Raw genomic sequence first — 16,104 nt, 5'->3', positions numbered from 1 at the left:
CGCCCCTTTTACGCGTGTTGATTTTCCATGAGCCGGGACTGTGCCGACCTGCTTCTAGGGGCGCGGGGAACTGCGCGATCAACCACACACGACGGTCAGCCGGACGACTGCGAACATGCCGACGGCGGCCGCCCGCAGGACAGCCGCCGTCGGCATGTGACTTACGCCTTGCGCAGGCGGAACGTCAGCGAGAGCCCCTCGTCAGTGAAGGGGTCCCCATAGGTGCTGTCCGCCTCACCTTCGGAGAAGTCCGTGGCGAGGACCTCGTCCGAGATCAGCCCCGTGTGCTCGGTCAGGGCCGAGGTCACCGCCGGGTCCGTGGACGACCAGCGCAGAGCGATCCGGTCGGCCACATCCAGCCCGCTGTTCTTACGGGCCTCCTGGATCAGCCGGATGGCATCCCGCGCGAGGCCGGCCCGCCGCAGCTCCTCCGTGATCTCCAGGTCGAGCGCGACGGTCGCGCCGGAGTCGGAGGCCACCGACCAGCCCTCGCGAGGCGTCTCGGTGATGATCACCTCGTCCGGGGCGAGGGCGATGGTCTCGCCGTCGACCTCCACCGAGGCCGTACCCTCACGCAGCGCCAGAGACAGCGCGGCGGCGTCGGCGGCGGCGACCGCCTTCGCGACGTCCTGCACCCGCTTGCCGAACCGCTTGCCCAGCGCACGGAAGTTGGCCTTGGCGGTCGTGTCCACCAGCGACCCGCCCACCTCGGACAGCGAGGCCAGCGACGAGACGTTCAGCTCCTCGGTGATCTGCGTGTGCAGCTCGCGGTCGAGGGTCTCGAAGCCCGCCGCCGCCACCAGGGCACGCGACAGCGGCTGACGCGTCTTGACGCCCGACTCCGCGCGCGTGGCCCGCCCCAGCTCCACCAGGCGGCGCACCAGCACCATCTGCTTCGACAGCTCCGGGTCGATGGCGCCCAGGTCGGCCTCGGGCCAGGACGACAGGTGCACCGACTCCGGCGCGCCCGGCGTGACCGGGACGATCAGGTCCTGCCAGACCCGCTCGGTGATGAACGGGGTCAGCGGGGCCATCAGCTTGGTGACCGTCTCGACGACCTCGTGCAGCGTGCGCAGCGCGGCCTTGTCGCCCTGCCAGAAGCGGCGGCGCGAACGGCGGACGTACCAGTTGGACAGGTCGTCGACGAACGCGGACAGCAGCTTTCCGGCGCGCTGGGTGTCGTACGCCTCCAGCGCCTGCGTCACCTGGTCGGTGAGTGCGTGCAGCTCGGACAGCAGCCAGCGGTCGAGCAGCGGACGATCGGCCGGGGCCGGATCGGCCGCGGACGGCGCCCAGTCGGACGTACGGGCGTACAGGGCCTGGAAGGCGACGGTGTTCCAGTAGGTGAGGAGCGTCTTGCGCACCACCTCCTGGATCGTGCCGTGACCCACGCGGCGGGCCGCCCACGGGGAGCCGCCGGCCGCCATGAACCAGCGGACCGCGTCCGCGCCGTGCTGATCCATCAGCGGGATCGGCTGCAGGATGTTGCCCAAGTGCTTGGACATCTTGCGGCCGTCCTCGGCGAGGATGTGGCCGAGGCAGACCACGTTCTCGTACGACGACTTGTCGAAGACCAGCGTGCCGACCGCCATGAGGGTGTAGAACCACCCGCGGGTCTGGTCGATGGCCTCGGAGATGAACTGGGCCGGGTAGCGGCTCTCGAACAGCTCCTTGTTCTTGTACGGGTAGCCCCACTGCGCGAACGGCATCGAACCCGAGTCGTACCAGGCGTCGATGACCTCCGGCACGCGCGTGGCCGTCTTGGCGCACTGCGGGCAGGCGAAGGTGATGTCGTCGATGTAGGGGCGGTGCGGGTCCAGCTCCGACTGGTCGGTGCCGCTCAGCTCGGTGAGCTCCGCGCGGGAGCCGACACAGGTGAGGTGGTCGTCCTCGCAGCGCCAGATGGGCAGCGGGGTGCCCCAGTAGCGGTTGCGGGACAGCGCCCAGTCGATGTTGTTGCTCAGCCAGTCGCCGAAGCGGCCGTGCTTGACGGTGTCCGGGAACCAGTTGGTCTTCTCGTTCTCCTGGAGCATGCGGTCCTTGACGGCCGTCGTGCGGATGTACCAGGAGGGCTGCGCGTAGTACAGCAGCGCGGTGTGGCAGCGCCAGCAGTGCGGGTAGCTGTGCTCGTACGGCAGGTGCTTGAAGAGCAGGCCGCGCTCGCCGAGGTCCTCGGTGAGCTTCTCGTCGGCCTTCTTGAAGAAGACGCCGCCGACCATCGGGACCTCGGGCGAGAAGGTGCCGTCGGGCAGGACCGGGTTGACCACCGGCAGGCCGTAGGAGCGGCAGACCTTGAGGTCGTCCTCACCGAAGGCGGGGGACTGGTGGACCAGACCCGTGCCGTCCTCGGTGGTGACGTACTCGGCGTTCACCACGAAGTGGGCCGGCTCGGGGAACTCGACCAGCTCGAACGGGCGCTGGTAGGTCCAGCGCTCCATCTCGGCGCCGGTGAAGGACTGGCCGGTGGTCTCCCAGCCCTCGCCGAGAGCCTTGGCGACCAGCGGCTCGGCGACGACGAGCTTCTCCTCGCCGTTCGTCGCCACGACGTAGGTGACCTCGGGGTGCGCGGCGACGGCCGTGTTGGACACCAGGGTCCAGGGCGTGGTCGTCCAGACCAGCAGCGCGGCCTCGCCGGCGAGCGGGCCGGAGGTCAGCGGGAAGCGGACGTAGACCGAGGGGTCGACGACCGTTTCGTAGCCCTGCGCCAGCTCGTGGTCGGACAGGCCGGTGCCGCAGCGGGGGCACCAGGGGGCGACGCGGTGGTCCTGGGTCAGCAGGCCCTTGTTGAAGATCTCCTTCAGCGACCACCAGACCGACTCCACGTACTCGGGGTCCATGGTCCGGTAGGCGTCGTCGAGGTCGACCCAGTAGCCCATGCGGGTCGTCAGCTCGGCGAAGGCGTCGGTGTGGCGGGTCACCGACTCGCGGCACTTGGCGTTGAACTCGGCGATGCCGTACGCCTCGATGTCCTGCTTGCCGGAGAAGCCCAGCTCCTTCTCCACCGCCAGCTCCACGGGCAGGCCGTGGCAGTCCCAGCCGGCCTTGCGGGCGACGTGGTAGCCGCGCATGGTGCGGAAGCGGGGGAAGACGTCCTTGAAGACACGCGCCTCGATGTGATGGGCGCCGGGCATGCCGTTGGCGGTGGGCGGGCCCTCGTAGAACACCCACTCGGGGCGTCCCTCGGACTGCTCCAGGCTCTTGGCGAAGATCTTCTGCTCGCGCCAGAAGTCGAGCACCGCGTGCTCGAGTGCGGGCAGGTCGACCTGGGCGGGTACCTGGCGGTACGTAGGCGATGTCATCAGCGAGCTTCCTCCGGCGGACTTGCTGCCTTCCGTCCGGAGGGACGAGAGCTGCTGCGCCGGTTTCGGCGCGCTCCCGCGGTACCACCCTCCTTGGCCCTCCGGTGCCGGGTGTGGCGCCGGTGAGCCCCCTCATTGGGGTCGCGATGCCGGGTCTACTGGCCTGCGCCTGATCGGCTTCGGCGTTCTTCCGGCGGCTCCGGGGTGATCTTCACGTCGCGCTCGCCCCCGGGCTTCCACCGTCCCCGGGTCGCTCTGGGCTGCGTACGCCGCTACTCGTCCCCATCCACGCTTTTCGCTCCGCCCAGTGTACGGCGCCCCACCGACAGCGGCCGACCGGATTTCCCGGGTCCGGGGCGCGGCGGCGGGGGCTGTCCGGGATGCCCCGAATGGCCACGTGTGTCCGTTCGGATTCCTGGACGATCCACCGGTCGGATTACCTGGCGGGGAGCTGGGCACAACGCATGCATGCCGGCCTCGCGGCACGCGCGGGGTGGGCGAATCGGGCGGCGTGCCCCGTTGCCGCGGGACTCAAGTCGATTTATCGTCCCAGCACGATTCGCGAGCAAGATCACAATATGTGAAGGGGCCGCGGCATGGTGGCGAAGAAGACCGCCGAACAGTCGGCGTCCAGCGGGTCCACACGTGCCTCCGGCGGCGGTGCGGGCAAGGATGTCGGGGGGAAGAAGAGCACGGGCTCGAAGCAGGCTGCGGCGAAGAAGACCACGGCGAGGAAGGCCGTCACCAAGAAGGTCGACGGGGAGGGGACGGCTGCCCAGAAGGCCGCCGCGAAGAAGGTGGCGCCGGACAAGGTGGCGCCGGACAAGGTGCCGCCGGACAAGGTGGCGCCGGACAAGGTGGCGCCGGACAAGGTGGCGCCGGAGAAGCCGGCCGCGACGAAGGCTTCCGCCAAGAAGGCGGCTGCCGACAAGCCACCTGCCGCCGACAAGGCCGCAACCAAGAAGGTCGCTGCCAAGAAGGCCCCTGCCAAGAAGGCCATCGCCTCCAAGGCGGGCACCCCCGAGGCCGGCACCTCTGAGGCCGCCGCCCCCAAGGCCACCCCCACGAAAAGCACCTCCACCAAGCACACCTCCACCAAGAGCGCGGCCAAGAAGACCGCGGCGGCGAAGAGCACGGCGAAGAAGGCGGGCGCGGCCGAGGCCGCGGAGCAGACGGGAGCCACGACAGTGGTTGCGAAGAAGACTCCAGGCACGGCCACGGCGGCGAAGACGGCCGTCCCCAAGGCGCGCGGCGTCGCGGTGGAGCCGGGCGAGCTCGCGGTACGTCCCGGTGAGGACCCCTGGACGACGGAGGAGGTCGAGGAGGCCCGCGCGGAGCTGACCGGGGAGATGGAGCGGCTGCGGGCGGAGATCACCTCCTCCGAGCAGTCGCTGGTCGGCCTGATGCGGGACTCCGGCGACGGCGCCGGGGACGACCAGGCCGACACCGGCACGAAGAACATCACGCGCGAGCACGAGCTGGCGCTGGCCGCCAACGCGCGCGAGATGCTGATGCAGACCGAGCGCGCCCTGGAGAAGCTGGACGCGGGCACGTACGGCCTGTGCGAGAACTGCGGCAACCCCATCGGCAAGGCCCGTATGCAGGCCTTCCCGCGGGCCACGCTGTGCGTGGAGTGCAAGCAGAAGCAGGAACGCCGGTACTGAACGCCGTACTGATCGGTCGGGGAGGCGTGCCGTACCCTCGTCCTCAGTCAGGCACCTAGGTTGAGGGACTCACGTGGCAGAGGCGGAACGCATCATCGGTACGCCGGACATCCCCGAGGCGGCACGGGCCGCGCAGGAGCGGGATGACGACGGCACGCAGGAGCGGTCGGACGCCTCCGCGGACGCCGGCGCGTCCCGTGACGCCGATGTCCCTGAGGAGTCCCCGCAGGCCGACGCCGAGGCCGAGCGGCCCAAGGGGCGGCGCCGGATCGCCGTCCTGCTCGCGGTGGCGGTGTTCGCCTACCTCGTCGACCTGGTCAGCAAGATGCTCGTGGTGACGAAGCTGGAGCACCACGAGGCGATCGAGATCTTCGGCGAGTGGCTGAAGCTCGACGCCATCCGCAACAAGGGCGCGGCCTTCGGCTTCGGCCAGGCCTTCACGATCATCTTCACCGTGATCGCGGCGGCCGTGATCGTGGTGATCTTCCGCCTGGCCCGCAAGCTCTACAGCCTGCCCTGGGCCGTGGCCCTCGGCCTGCTGCTCGGCGGCGCGCTCGGCAACCTCACCGACCGGATCTTCCGCGCCCCGGGCGTCCTGGAGGGCGCGGTCGTCGACTTCATCGCCCCCAAGCACTTCGCCGTGTTCAATCTCGCGGACTCGGCGATCGTGTGCGGCGGCATCCTCATCGTGCTGCTGTCCTTCCGGGGCCTGGACCCGGACGGCACCGTCCACAAGGACTGAGCGCGCGTACGGGACTGTCTCACCCGTCCGGCATACTCGACGGGTGAGCACGATTCCCGAGATCCGTACCCTGCCCGTGCCGGACGGCCTGGAGGGCGAGCGCGTCGACGCCGCCATCTCCCGCATGTTCGGCTTCTCTCGTACGAAGGCGGCGGAGCTGGCGGCCGCGGGCAAGGTGCTGGTCGACGGCACGGTGGTCGGCAAGTCCGAGCGCGTGCACGGCGGGGCCTGGCTGGAGGTCGAGATGCCGCAGGCGGCCGCGCCGGTGCAGGTGGTGGCCGAGCCGGTCGAGGGCATGGAGATCATCCATGACGACGACGACGTCGTGGTCATCGTCAAGCCCGTCGGCGTCGCCGCGCATCCCTCGCCCGGCTGGAGCGGACCGACCGTCATCGGCGGCCTCGCGGCGGCCGGCTACCGCATCTCCACCTCCGGCGCCGCCGAGCGCCAGGGCATCGTGCACCGCCTCGACGTGGGCACCTCCGGCCTGATGGCCGTCGCCAAGTCGGAGCGCGCGTACACCTCGCTCAAGCGCCAGTTCAAGGAGCGCACGGTCGACAAGCGGTACCACACGCTCGTCCAGGGCCACCCGGACCCGACCAGCGGCACCATCGACGCGCCCATCGGCCGCCACCCGAACCACGACTACAAGTGGGCGGTCACCGCCGAGGGCAAGCCCTCCGTCACGCACTACGACCTCATCGAGGCCTTCCGCTCCGCCTCCCTGCTCGATGTGAAGCTGGAGACCGGCCGCACCCACCAGATCCGTGTGCACATGGCCGCCCACCGGCACCCTTGCGTCGGTGACCTGACCTACGGCGCCGACCCGACGCTCGCCAAGCGGCTGCGGCTGACCCGCCAGTGGCTGCACGCGGTCCGCCTCGGCTTCGAGCACCCCGGGGACGGCGACTGGGTCGAGTTCGAGAGCGAGTACCCGGCCGACCTGCAGCAGGCCCTCGACCAGGTCCGCGAGGAGACCTACAAGTGAGCCCGTTCCGCGTCCGGGTCGCCGAGGACCCCGCCGACCGCGAGGCCTGCTTCGCGGTGCGCAAGCAGGTCTTCGTCGTCGAACAGGGCGTCCCGCAGGAGATCGAGTACGACTCCTACGACGCCGGCGCGGTGCATGTGCTGGCCGTGCGGGACGACGGCACACCACTCGGCACCGGACGCCTGCTGCACGGCGAGGCCGCCGCGGACAAGACCGGCGGCGATGCGTCGGTCGGGTCGCTCGGGCGGCTGGCCGTGACGCAGGAGGCCCGCGGCCTGGGCGTCGGCGTCGCGCTGGTGCGCGCCATCGAGGACGCGGCACGCGCGCGTGGCCTGGCCGCCGTGGACCTGCACGCGCAGACGCACGCGCTGGGCTTCTACGAGCGGCTCGGGTACGAGGCCTACGGCCCGGAGTACCTGGAGGCCGGCATTCCGCACCGGGCGATGCGGCGCGCGCTGTAGCGCAGCCGCAGCCGGGAAGGGCGGCATGGCAGGCTGGGGGCCTGCCGTGTGATCGCCCGACCCTGCGGAGCGCCCAGCGTGGAACAGTTGGCCTTGGTCTTTCTGCTGCTGCTCGGGGCGGTGCTCAGCGTCCCGCTGGGCGACCGGCTGGGGCTGCCGGCGCCGGTGCTGATGACGCTGTTCGGCCTCGTCCTCGCGCTGCTCGACTTCGTGCCGAATGTCGACGTACCGCCGGATCTGATTCTTCCGCTGCTGCTTCCGCCACTGCTGTACGCGGCCGTACGGCGCACCTCCTGGCGGCAGTTCGCGGCGAACGTCCGGCCGATCCTCCTGCTGGCCGTGGCGCTGGTGTTCGTCACCATGCTCAGCGTGGCCGCTGTCGCGCACATGATCGTGCCGGGGCTGCCGCTCGCCGCCGCCTTCGCGCTGGGCGCGCTGGTCGCGCCGCCCGACCCGGTCGCCGCGACCGCCGTCGCCGGACAGCTTGGGCTGCCCCGGCGGCTGGTGTCGATCCTGGAGGGCGAGGGGCTCTTCAACGACGTGACGGCCATCGTGCTCTACCACGTGGCGATCGCCGCCGTGGTCAGCGGCAGTTTCTCGCCCTGGGAGGCCGGCCTCGACCTGGTGCTGTCCGCGGTGGTCGCGGTGGCCGTCGGGATCGTCCTCGGCTGGGGCGCGAACCGGCTGCTCGATCTGCTCGGCGACCCGACGCTGCAGATCGGGCTGACGCTGCTGGTGCCGTACGCCGCCTATGTGCTGGCCGAGGAGCTGCACGGCTCGGGGGTGCTGGCGGTGCTGACGTGTGCGCTGTTCCTCGCCGAGTACGCCGCTGACGCCGACGACGTGATGACCCGGCTGGCCGGGCACACCTTCTGGGACATCGTCGACACGCTCGTCACCGGGGTGGCGTTCGGGCTGATCGGTCTCGAGCTGCACATCGCGGTGCGGACGGCGTCCGGGCGGTGGGGCGAGATGCTCGGCTGGGCGGCGGCGATCGCGGCCGTGGTCATCTTCGTACGGCTGGCCTGGCTGTTGCCGGCGACCTGGCTCACCAAACGGCTGCACGCCCAGCGCGACCACGACGAGGACATCCCGACGAGCTGGCGGGAGACCGTCGTCATGTGGTGGTCGGGGATGCGCGGGGTGGCCTCGGTGGCGCTGGCGCTGGCGATTCCGCTGGAGACCGACGCCGGGACGGCGTTCCCCGACCGGGACGAGATCGTGTTCATCGCCTTCGGGGTGATCATGGCGACGCTGGTGCTCCAGGGGCTGACCCTGCCCTGGCTGGTGAAGCGCCTGGGGGTGCAGGCCGACACCGGGCGGGAGAAGGAGTTCGAGAAGGCGCTGGCCCTGCGGGCGGCGAAGGCCGCGAAACGCAGGCTGCGGGAGATCGAGGAGGTCGAGGAGCTGCCGGAGGAGGTGTCCGAGCGGATGCTGCGGCGGGCCCACGACATCGGGGTGCGGATCGCGCCCGAGATCGGCGAGGAGGAGCGCCGGGAGGCGCTGCGCCGGGTGAAGCACGTGCGGCGGATCGAGGGGGAGATGCTCAGCGCCGCGCGGCACGAGGTGCTGGCGGCGCGCAGCGAGCCGGGCGCGGACCCGGAGGTGGTGGACCGGGTGCTGAGGCAGCTGGATGTGCGCAGTCTTCGATGACGGCCTGCGCCCGCCCTTGGTCGTTTCGTACGCTGTGATCATGACGCGTAACGTTGTGATCAGTGGGGGCGGCAGCGGGATCGGGCTCGCCGCCGGCCATGCCTTCGCCGCCGACGGGGACCGGGTGGTGCTGCTGGGCCGGCGCGCCGAGGTGCTGGAGAAGGCCGGGGTGCCGGGGGCGCTGACCTTCGCGGCGGACCTCGCCGAGCCCGCGGACGTCCGGCGGGTCGCGGAGTTCGTACGGCAGGAGGTCGGGACCGTGGACGTGCTGGTGCACTGCGCGGGCGGCAACGGCGGTCTCGAGCCGGGCGCCGGGAGCGAGGACCCGCTGGACGCCGTCCTGCACGACTGGACCGTGAACTTCCGGCTGAACACGCTGACCGCGGTCCTGCTCACCGAGGCGCTCAAGGAGCGGCTCGCCGAGCCCGGCGGGCGGGTGCTGTTCCTCAGCTCCATCGCCGCCTACCGCGGCTCGGGCAGCGGGGCGTACGCGGCGTCCAAGGCCGGGCTGCACCCGTACGTCCATGACCTGGCACGCGAGCTGGGACCGCGTGGCATCACCGTGAACGCGGTCGCGCCCGGCTATGTCGAGGACACCGGGTTCTTCGGCGGGCCCGTCGCCGAGGCGCGCCGCGAGCGGCTGATCGGCGAGACCTCCACCGGCCGCGCCGGCACGCCCGGGGACGTCGTCGCCACCCTGCACTGGCTGGCGTCCCCGGGCGCCGGGCACATCACGTCCCAGATCCTCCAGGTCAACGGCGGTGCCGAGCGCGGCCACTGAGGGCGCGTCCGCCCCCACGTCGGCCCACGGTCAGCGCTCCGCCCGCTGCGGGTCCATGGCGCGGCGGCCGCGGCCCCCGTCGGGGGACAGCCGCGCGCCGGGCAGCGTCGCGTCCGCGGTGTTGACCCGGGGCAGGGCGTAGGGGTGGTGGGTGACCAGCCAGCGGATCATCGCCTCGCGCACGGCGACCCGTACGGTCCACACGTCGTCGGCGTCCTTCGCGGTCACCAGCGCCCGCACCTCCATGGTGTTGGGCGTGGTGTCCGTGACGTCCAGGCCGTAGGCGCGGCCGTCCCAGGCGGGGCACTCGCGCAAGATGTCGCGCAGCTTCTCGCGCATCGCCTCCACCGGCGCCGAGTGGTCCACGTGCCAGTAGACGATGCCGGTCATCTGCGGGGTGCCGCGCGACCAGTTCTCGAACGGCTTGGACGTGAAGTACGACACCGGCATGGTGATCCGGCGCTCGTCCCAGGTCCGCACGGTCAGGAAGGTCAGCGTGATCTCCTCGACCGTGCCCCACTCGCCGTCCACCACGACCGTGTCGCCGATGCGCACCATGTCGCCGAAGGCGATCTGCAGTCCGGCGAACATATTGCTCAGCGTGGACTGCGCGGCCACACCGGCGACGATGCCGATGATCCCGGCCGAGGCGAGCAGCGAGGCACCGGCCGCGCGCATCGCCGGGAACGTCAGCAGCATCGCGGCCACGGCCACCACACCGACGACCGCGGCCACCACCCGTGTGATGAGTGTCACCTGGGTGCGGACCCGTCGTACGCGCGCGGCGTCGTGGTGGGCGCGTGCGTAGCGGGTGTACGTCGTCTCGACCACGGCGGCCGCGATGCGGATCACCAGCCAGGCCGCCGACCCGATCAGGACCAGCGTCAGCGTGCGGCCGATGCCGACCCGATGGGCCTCCAGCACCTTCGCACTGTCGTACGACCCTCTCAGCAGGGCGGCGCAGAGCACCAGGTGGTAGGGGATGCGGCCGCGGCGCAGCAGGCCCCACAGGGGGGTTTCGCTGTGCCGCCGGTCCGCCTTGCTCAGCAGTCGGTCCGTTCCCCAGCCGATGAGCAGCGTGAGGACGACCGAGCCGCCGATGACGATCAGCGGGCGGAGTACGTTCTCCATGCCAGAGAACGTAACCGGATCAGGCCATCATGAACACGGGAGGCCCGGACGATCCCGGAGAGGCACTGTCGTACCCGGCTGGCACCATGGCCTCATGAACATCATGCTCTTTCACTCGGCCTACGGACTGCGGCCCGCGGTGCGCGCCGCCGCCGACCGGCTGCGCGCGGCCGGTCACGAGGTGTGGACGCCCGACCTCTTCGAGGGGCGCACGTTCGACACGGTCGAAGAAGGCATGGCCTGCACGGAAGAGATCGGCAAGGACGAGCTGCTGAAGCGGGCGGTGCTGGCGGCCGCGCCCTACTCCGAGCGCGGGCTCGTGTACGCCGGGTTCTCGCTGGGCGCCTCGATCGCGCAGACCCTCGCCCTCGGCGACGACAAGGCGCGCGGTCTGCTGCTGCTGCACGGCACCTCGGACATCGCGCCGAACGTGACGGCGGACGAGCTGCCGGTGCAGCTGCATGTCGCCGAGCCCGACCCGTTCGAGACCGACGACTGGCTGAGCTCCTGGTATCTCCAGATGGGCCGCACCGGCGCCGATGTGGAGGTGTACCGGTACGCCGGGGCCGGTCATCTGTACACCGACCCCGACCTGCCGGACCACGACGCCGAGGCGGCCGAGGCCACGTGGAGAGTGGCGCTCGGCTTCCTCGACAGTCTTTAGGGTCAGCCCGCGCGGTAGGCGGTCCAGCTCTGCTGCATGCGCGTCACCTGGCCCGCGGTGAACTGGTACATGCAGTTGTCGTACGTGTAGTCCATGAAGTTGTGGATCGGGTCCACGCCCGTCTTGCTGGCGCAGGAGTCGCGGCCCGTGGGGCACTGGTAGGCGGCGCTCTTCTCGGCCGGGGTGTCGGTGACGTAGTCGCCGTTGCCGTTACAGCCGCCCTGGAAGGTGTGGTAGAGGCCCATCCAGTGGCCGACCTCGTGGGTCGCGGTGTCGCCCTCGTCGTAGTTGGTGGCCGTGCCGCCCGGCAGGGACGCGTCGAGGATGACGACGCCGTCCATGGACGGGTTGGAGCTGTAGGAGCTGGGGAAGGTGGCCCAGCCCAGCAGGCCGCCGCCGAGGTTGGCGGTGTAGATGTTCAGCGCGTTCGCGCCGCCCTTGCGCAGGGCCGTCTTCATCGCCTTCTCGGCGGTGGAGCCGGAGGTGAGGTTGTACCAGGTGGCGTTGTCCGTGTAGTCGGTTCCGGCCAGGCTGAACTGGAAGCCGGAGTCGGTGTTCCCGGTGCCCTGGCCGGCGTAGGCCGCGTTCAGCACGTTCATCTGGGCGTTGATGTCGGTCGAGCTGAGCTGGCCCTTGGTGCCGTCGTGGATGACGTGGAAGTACACCGGGACGGTGGCCGTGGCGGCCGCGGCCGAGAGGCGGCCGCTGGAACGCAGCTTGTCCAGCTTCTTCTTCAGGTCGGCGTCCATGGCCTGGGCCTTGGCCGAGGTGACCTCGTTGGGCTCGGCGATCTGCTGGCCCGCGCCCGGCTTGGCCTCACGGGCGGCGGCGTGCGCGTGCGTGTCCTCGACGCACTCGGCGCCGGTGGTGCTGGCGGCCGCGATGCCGGTGGGGGCCGACACCGGGGCGAGCAGCAGGGTTCCGGCCACGGCGGCCGTGCCGAGAAGGCGTCTGCGCATAGAGGGAGATATCCGGACGAGCGCACGCATGCTGGCTCCTGTGGGGATGCGGTGGGGAGTTCGCGGCCAGGGATCTTCCTGTCCGCCGCCCGGAGATTACGTGGACATGCCGACCCGACAAGAGCACTGTTCAGGCCCAATCAAATTCCCGGCGAACAGGGAGGATTGGGAACGTGAACTGTGGCGGTGTCCGGAGTTTGGGACTCGGATGTAACAAGAGCGGTGACCGGCGCGGGTGGTGTGTCCGGATTAGGACCCTGGCTCACACCACCCGCCGTAGCGGCGTGATCTCGCCTTAACCGATCAGTAGCAAACCGCGGTTGGCCGAAAATCGCCCCTCGGGTGTCCGGCTCACACCGGGCTGTAGGTCCGCTCGACCTTCTGCGTGCCGCTGCGCGTGCGGTACGAACGCGCCCAGGCGGAGGTCGCGTCGGCCTTCGTGCGGTCGGACAGCACGTAGAAGTCCATCTGTGCGCGGTCGGCGGTGATGTCCAGGACGCCGTAGCCGTGGCGGTCGGTGTCGACCCAGTGGACATGCCGGTTGGCCGCCCGGATCACCGGGGCGGCGACGGCCGAGACCGTGCCCTCGGGGACCTTCACCAGGTCGTCGAGGTTGTCGGAGGTCACCGAGGTGACCACGAACTCGGTCGCCGCCGAGGCCGACAGCGGATACGTCCCGGCGTTCACCGGCACGTCGTTGGCCCACGCCATGTGGATGTCGCCGGTCAGGAACACCGTGTTCTTGATGGCGTTGGAGCGCAGGTGCGCCAGCAGTTCACGGCGGTCGTCGGTGTAGCCGTCCCACTGGTCGGTGTTGATCGCGAGGCCCTCCTCGGGCAGGCCCAGCAGCTCGGCCAGCGGCCCCAGGAGCTCGGCGGACAGCGCGCCGATGGCGAAGGGGGCGATCATCACCGAGTTGCCGACCAGCCGCCAGGTGGTGTCCGAGGACTTCAGGCCCGCTTTCAGCCAGTCCAGCTGGGCCCGGCCGGTCAGCGTGCGCTCCGGGTCGTCCACGTCGCCGTTGCCGAACTTGACCTGCTGCGAGCGGAAGGAACGCAGGTCGAGCAGCGAGAGGTCGACGAGCTTGCCGAAGCGCAGCCGGCGGTAGGTGGTGCCGGCGATGGCCGGGCGCACCGGCATCCACTCGAAGTAGGCCTGCTTGGCCGCGGACTGACGGGCCGCCCAGGCGCCCTCCGCGCCCTCGGTGTGGTTCTCCGCGCCGCCGGACCAGGTGTCGTTGGCGAACTCGTGGTCGTCCCAGATCGCCACGACCGGCGCCTTGGCGTGCAGCGCCTGGAGGTCGGCGTCGGTCTTGTAGCGACCGTGCCGGGTGCGGTAGTCGGCCAGGGAGACGATCTCGTTCGCCGGGGCGTGCGGCCGGACGACCGTGCCGCGGGTGCCGTACTGGCCGGTTCCGTACTCGTAGATGTAGTCCCCGAGGTGCAGCCAGGCGTCCAGGTCGCCGCGGGCCGCGAGATGGCGGTAGGCGGCGAAGTGGCCGGCCTCCCAGTTGGCGCAGGACACCACGCCGAAGCGCAGGTTCGCGACGGCCGCGTCGGCGGCGGGCGCGGTGCGGGTGCGGCCCGTCGGCGAGTCGGTGCCGCCCGCGGAGAAGCGGAAGAAGTAGTCGGTGGCGGGGGCGAGGCCGCGCACGTCCGCCTTGACCGTGTGGTCGGAGGCGGCGGTGGCGGTGACGGAGCCCTTGGCGACGATGTTCGTCAGCGCCTTGTCGGTGGCGACGACCCACTCCACCGCGGTGTCCGGGCCGAGCCCGGAACCCGGCACCGCCTCGGCGGTCGGGGTCACCCGGGTCCACAGCAGGACACCGTCGGGCAGCGGGTCGCCGGAGGCGATGCCGTGCAGGAAGGCGGGGGCCGACTCGGCGGCGCGCGCGGGCAGCGACGCGGCGAGCGGAGCGGCGAGGACGGCTCCGGCAGCGGCGGCCTTGACGACCGAACGGCGGCGCGGAGCGGGCGTGTTGGGATCTATGTGAGATCTGTGGCGACTGGTCACGGCCGATCAGATTACTGATCAGTAGTCCAACATGTAAGACATGAGGACCGCAAGAGCGGGCGAACTCCCGAGAGTTCGCCCGCTCTTCGCCGATGTGTCGCTCTGGCTGTGTCGCTCTACTTGGTCACGCCCGCGTCCTTCAGCGCCGTCTGCCACTCGGCGACGGAGGTCGGGTTCTTGATGACCTTGTCGTTGATCTTGACGGTCGGGGTGGAGTCCACGCCCTCCGCTTCGTCGAAGGACTTGCTCATCCTCATCGCCCAGGCGTCGTAGGTGCCCTTCTCCACGGCGTCCTGGAACTTCTTGTTGTTCTTCAGCGCGTCGACCGTGTTCGCCACCTTGATCAGGTAGCTGTCGTCGGCGAGGTCGTCGCTGGACTCCTCGGGGTGGTACTTCGCCGAGTACAGCGCGGCCTTGTAGTCCAGGAACGCCTCGGGGCCGACGTTCAGCGCGGCGCCGAGGGCGCTGAGGGCGTTCTTGGAGCCCTCGCCGCCGAGGTTGCCGTCGAGGAAGGTGCCGAGGGTGAAGGACAGCTTGTAGTCGCCGTCCTCCATGCCCTTGTTCACGGTCTCGCCGACGGTCTGCTCGAAGCCGGCGCAGGCCGGGCAGCGCGGGTCCTCGTAGAGGTGGACCACGTTGTCGGTCTTGGAGTCGCCGACGACGATCGTGGTGCCGTTCTTGCCGGAGGTGTTGGCCGGGGCGACCACCGTGGCCTTCGCGGCCTCCTCCCACTGGCCCGGCTGGTTGGCCTGGACGACGGCGAAGCCTATGCCGCCCGCCGCGGCCAGGACACCGACGACCGCGCCCGCGACGATCAGCTGCCGCCTGACCTTCGCCTTCTTCGCCTCACGCTCGCGCTCGACGCGCAGCCGCTCCCGGGCCGCCGACTTCGCCGCCTGGCTGTTCCGCTTGCTCATGCTGATGATCTCCATGGGGGACGCGCACACGTCGTACGCGGGATACGGATGGGGGACTGTCTGTGCTCAGGGGGAAGCCCGTGCCGTCGCTCAGGCGGCGGCGAGGGCGGGGGAGCACGGCGGTCCACGCCGTCCCAGGGAGTGCGAGAGCAGCAGGTCGCGTACCGGGGCCGTGCGGCACACCGGGCGCGGCCGCCGGGGGCGGGCCGGGGTGCGGCGTACGGCGACCGCGGCGACGGCCAGCAGCAGGGGCCGGAAGGTGGTGGCGCCGGCGGCGCGCACCAGCTGGGCCAGCGCCCGCTCGCCGCGCCGCAGCCAGGCCGCGGCCAGCAGTCCGACGCCGACATGGGCGCACAGCAGCAGCCAGGCGGTTGTGGGGTCGGCCTGCGCGAGCAGGGCCGCGACCCGGTCGCCGCCCGCGCCGCCGGTGACCCGGGCGAGCGGGCCGCCCACCTCGCCGGCGCACAGCAGATCCAGGCCGACCGCGCGCAGAGGCCCGGCGACCGGGCCGCCCGCGGCGCCGTAGCAGGTGTGCTGGCCGGTGGTGAAGACCGTGTCGGCCGCCAGCTCCAGCGGGATCAGCAGGGCGGCGATCCGGCCGAAGCCGCGCTCGCCGCCCGCCAGGGCGTACGCGACGGCGAACACGGCGGCGGTGACCACCGCGACCGTGCCCACCGGCAGCGGGACACCGGACAGCAGCACGTGCGACGCGGTGCTGAGCGTCACGACGACCGCCGTGAACAGCGCCGCGCGCACGGCTCTGAGCCGGGTCCCTGATATGTCCATCGCCCAAAAGTGTGTCATGCGCTGCGGTAAGGGACCCCTAAAGGAA

The 16,104-nt window shown here is 71.0% G+C and carries 14 protein-coding genes; 7 read left to right on the top strand and 7 right to left on the bottom strand.

Annotated features, from left to right (window positions below):
* Window positions 1–161: 161 nt before the first annotated feature.
* Together ileS and ACIQ6Y_RS08125 are read right to left on the bottom strand one after the other, a co-directional pair.
* Window positions 162–3,299: an isoleucine--tRNA ligase gene (ileS, locus tag ACIQ6Y_RS08130; RefSeq protein ID WP_404034372.1), complete on the bottom strand. Its 3,138-nt coding sequence runs from the start codon at window positions 3,297–3,299 to the stop codon at window positions 162–164.
* A 571-nt stretch (window positions 3,300–3,870) separates the two neighbouring features.
* Entirely contained in the window at window positions 3,871–4,299 is a 429-nt protein-coding gene (locus tag ACIQ6Y_RS08125; RefSeq protein WP_404036352.1) for a pentapeptide repeat-containing protein, read from the bottom strand.
* A gap of 349 nt (window positions 4,300–4,648) precedes the next feature.
* Between ACIQ6Y_RS08125 and ACIQ6Y_RS08120 the strand changes: the two genes are divergently transcribed.
* From ACIQ6Y_RS08120 to ACIQ6Y_RS08095, 6 genes are all read left to right on the top strand, one after another.
* Entirely contained in the window at window positions 4,649–4,963 is a 315-nt protein-coding gene (locus ACIQ6Y_RS08120) for a TraR/DksA family transcriptional regulator (protein WP_404036349.1), read from the top strand.
* 73 nt (window positions 4,964–5,036) lie between these two features.
* The gene (lspA, locus tag ACIQ6Y_RS08115) at window positions 5,037–5,705 is read left to right on the top strand and encodes a signal peptidase II (RefSeq protein ID WP_404034370.1); all 669 of its coding nucleotides are present in this window, start codon (window positions 5,037–5,039) and stop codon (window positions 5,703–5,705) included.
* A 43-nt stretch (window positions 5,706–5,748) separates the two neighbouring features.
* Window positions 5,749–6,693, top strand: a complete 945-nt coding sequence (locus tag ACIQ6Y_RS08110) for an RluA family pseudouridine synthase (RefSeq protein ID WP_404034368.1) — start codon at window positions 5,749–5,751, stop codon at window positions 6,691–6,693.
* Window positions 6,690–7,154 carry a GNAT family N-acetyltransferase gene (locus ACIQ6Y_RS08105; RefSeq protein WP_404034366.1) on the top strand — a complete coding sequence of 155 codons (465 nt, stop codon included), beginning with the start codon at window positions 6,690–6,692 and terminating at the stop codon, window positions 7,152–7,154. The genes ACIQ6Y_RS08110 and ACIQ6Y_RS08105 overlap by 4 nt, the downstream gene beginning before the upstream one ends.
* Window positions 7,155–7,232: 78 nt before the next feature.
* Window positions 7,233–8,807 carry a Na+/H+ antiporter gene (locus ACIQ6Y_RS08100; RefSeq protein WP_404034365.1) on the top strand — a complete coding sequence of 525 codons (1,575 nt, stop codon included), beginning with the start codon at window positions 7,233–7,235 and terminating at the stop codon, window positions 8,805–8,807.
* A 40-nt stretch (window positions 8,808–8,847) separates the two neighbouring features.
* The gene (locus tag ACIQ6Y_RS08095) at window positions 8,848–9,588 is read left to right on the top strand and encodes an SDR family NAD(P)-dependent oxidoreductase (protein WP_404034363.1); all 741 of its coding nucleotides are present in this window, start codon (window positions 8,848–8,850) and stop codon (window positions 9,586–9,588) included.
* 30 nt (window positions 9,589–9,618) lie between these two features.
* On the opposite strand, the gene ACIQ6Y_RS08090 is transcribed toward ACIQ6Y_RS08095, so the two are convergent.
* On the bottom strand, window positions 9,619–10,719 hold the full coding sequence (locus ACIQ6Y_RS08090; protein WP_404034361.1) for a mechanosensitive ion channel family protein: 1,101 nt from the start codon (window positions 10,717–10,719) through the stop codon (window positions 9,619–9,621).
* Window positions 10,720–10,813: 94 nt separating this feature from the next.
* Here ACIQ6Y_RS08090 and ACIQ6Y_RS08085 point away from each other — a divergent pair, with 94 nt between their 5' ends.
* Window positions 10,814–11,383: a dienelactone hydrolase family protein gene (locus ACIQ6Y_RS08085; RefSeq protein WP_404034359.1), complete on the top strand. Its 570-nt coding sequence runs from the start codon at window positions 10,814–10,816 to the stop codon at window positions 11,381–11,383.
* Window positions 11,384–11,385: 2 nt separating this feature from the next.
* On the opposite strand, the gene ACIQ6Y_RS08080 is transcribed toward ACIQ6Y_RS08085, so the two are convergent.
* From ACIQ6Y_RS08080 to ACIQ6Y_RS08065, 4 genes are all read right to left on the bottom strand, one after another.
* Window positions 11,386–12,372: a zinc metalloprotease gene (locus ACIQ6Y_RS08080; RefSeq protein WP_404034357.1), complete on the bottom strand. Its 987-nt coding sequence runs from the start codon at window positions 12,370–12,372 to the stop codon at window positions 11,386–11,388.
* Between the two features lie 321 nt (window positions 12,373–12,693).
* Window positions 12,694–14,355, bottom strand: coding sequence for an alkaline phosphatase D family protein (locus ACIQ6Y_RS08075; RefSeq protein ID WP_404034355.1), 1,662 nt, complete (start codon window positions 14,353–14,355; stop codon window positions 12,694–12,696).
* 116 nt (window positions 14,356–14,471) lie between these two features.
* Window positions 14,472–15,272, bottom strand: a complete 801-nt coding sequence (locus tag ACIQ6Y_RS08070; RefSeq protein ID WP_404034353.1) for a DsbA family protein — start codon at window positions 15,270–15,272, stop codon at window positions 14,472–14,474.
* A 90-nt stretch (window positions 15,273–15,362) separates the two neighbouring features.
* Window positions 15,363–16,058: a hypothetical protein gene (locus ACIQ6Y_RS08065; protein WP_404034351.1), complete on the bottom strand. Its 696-nt coding sequence runs from the start codon at window positions 16,056–16,058 to the stop codon at window positions 15,363–15,365.
* Between the last annotated feature and the right edge of the window lie 46 nt (window positions 16,059–16,104).

It is taken from the genome of Streptomyces sp. NPDC096205, assembly GCF_044763135.1.
Taxonomy (GTDB): Bacteria; Actinomycetota; Actinomycetes; order Streptomycetales; family Streptomycetaceae; genus Streptomyces.
The sequence above is the reverse complement of the archived record's forward strand: the minus strand, read 5'-3'. Positions and strand labels throughout refer to the sequence as shown.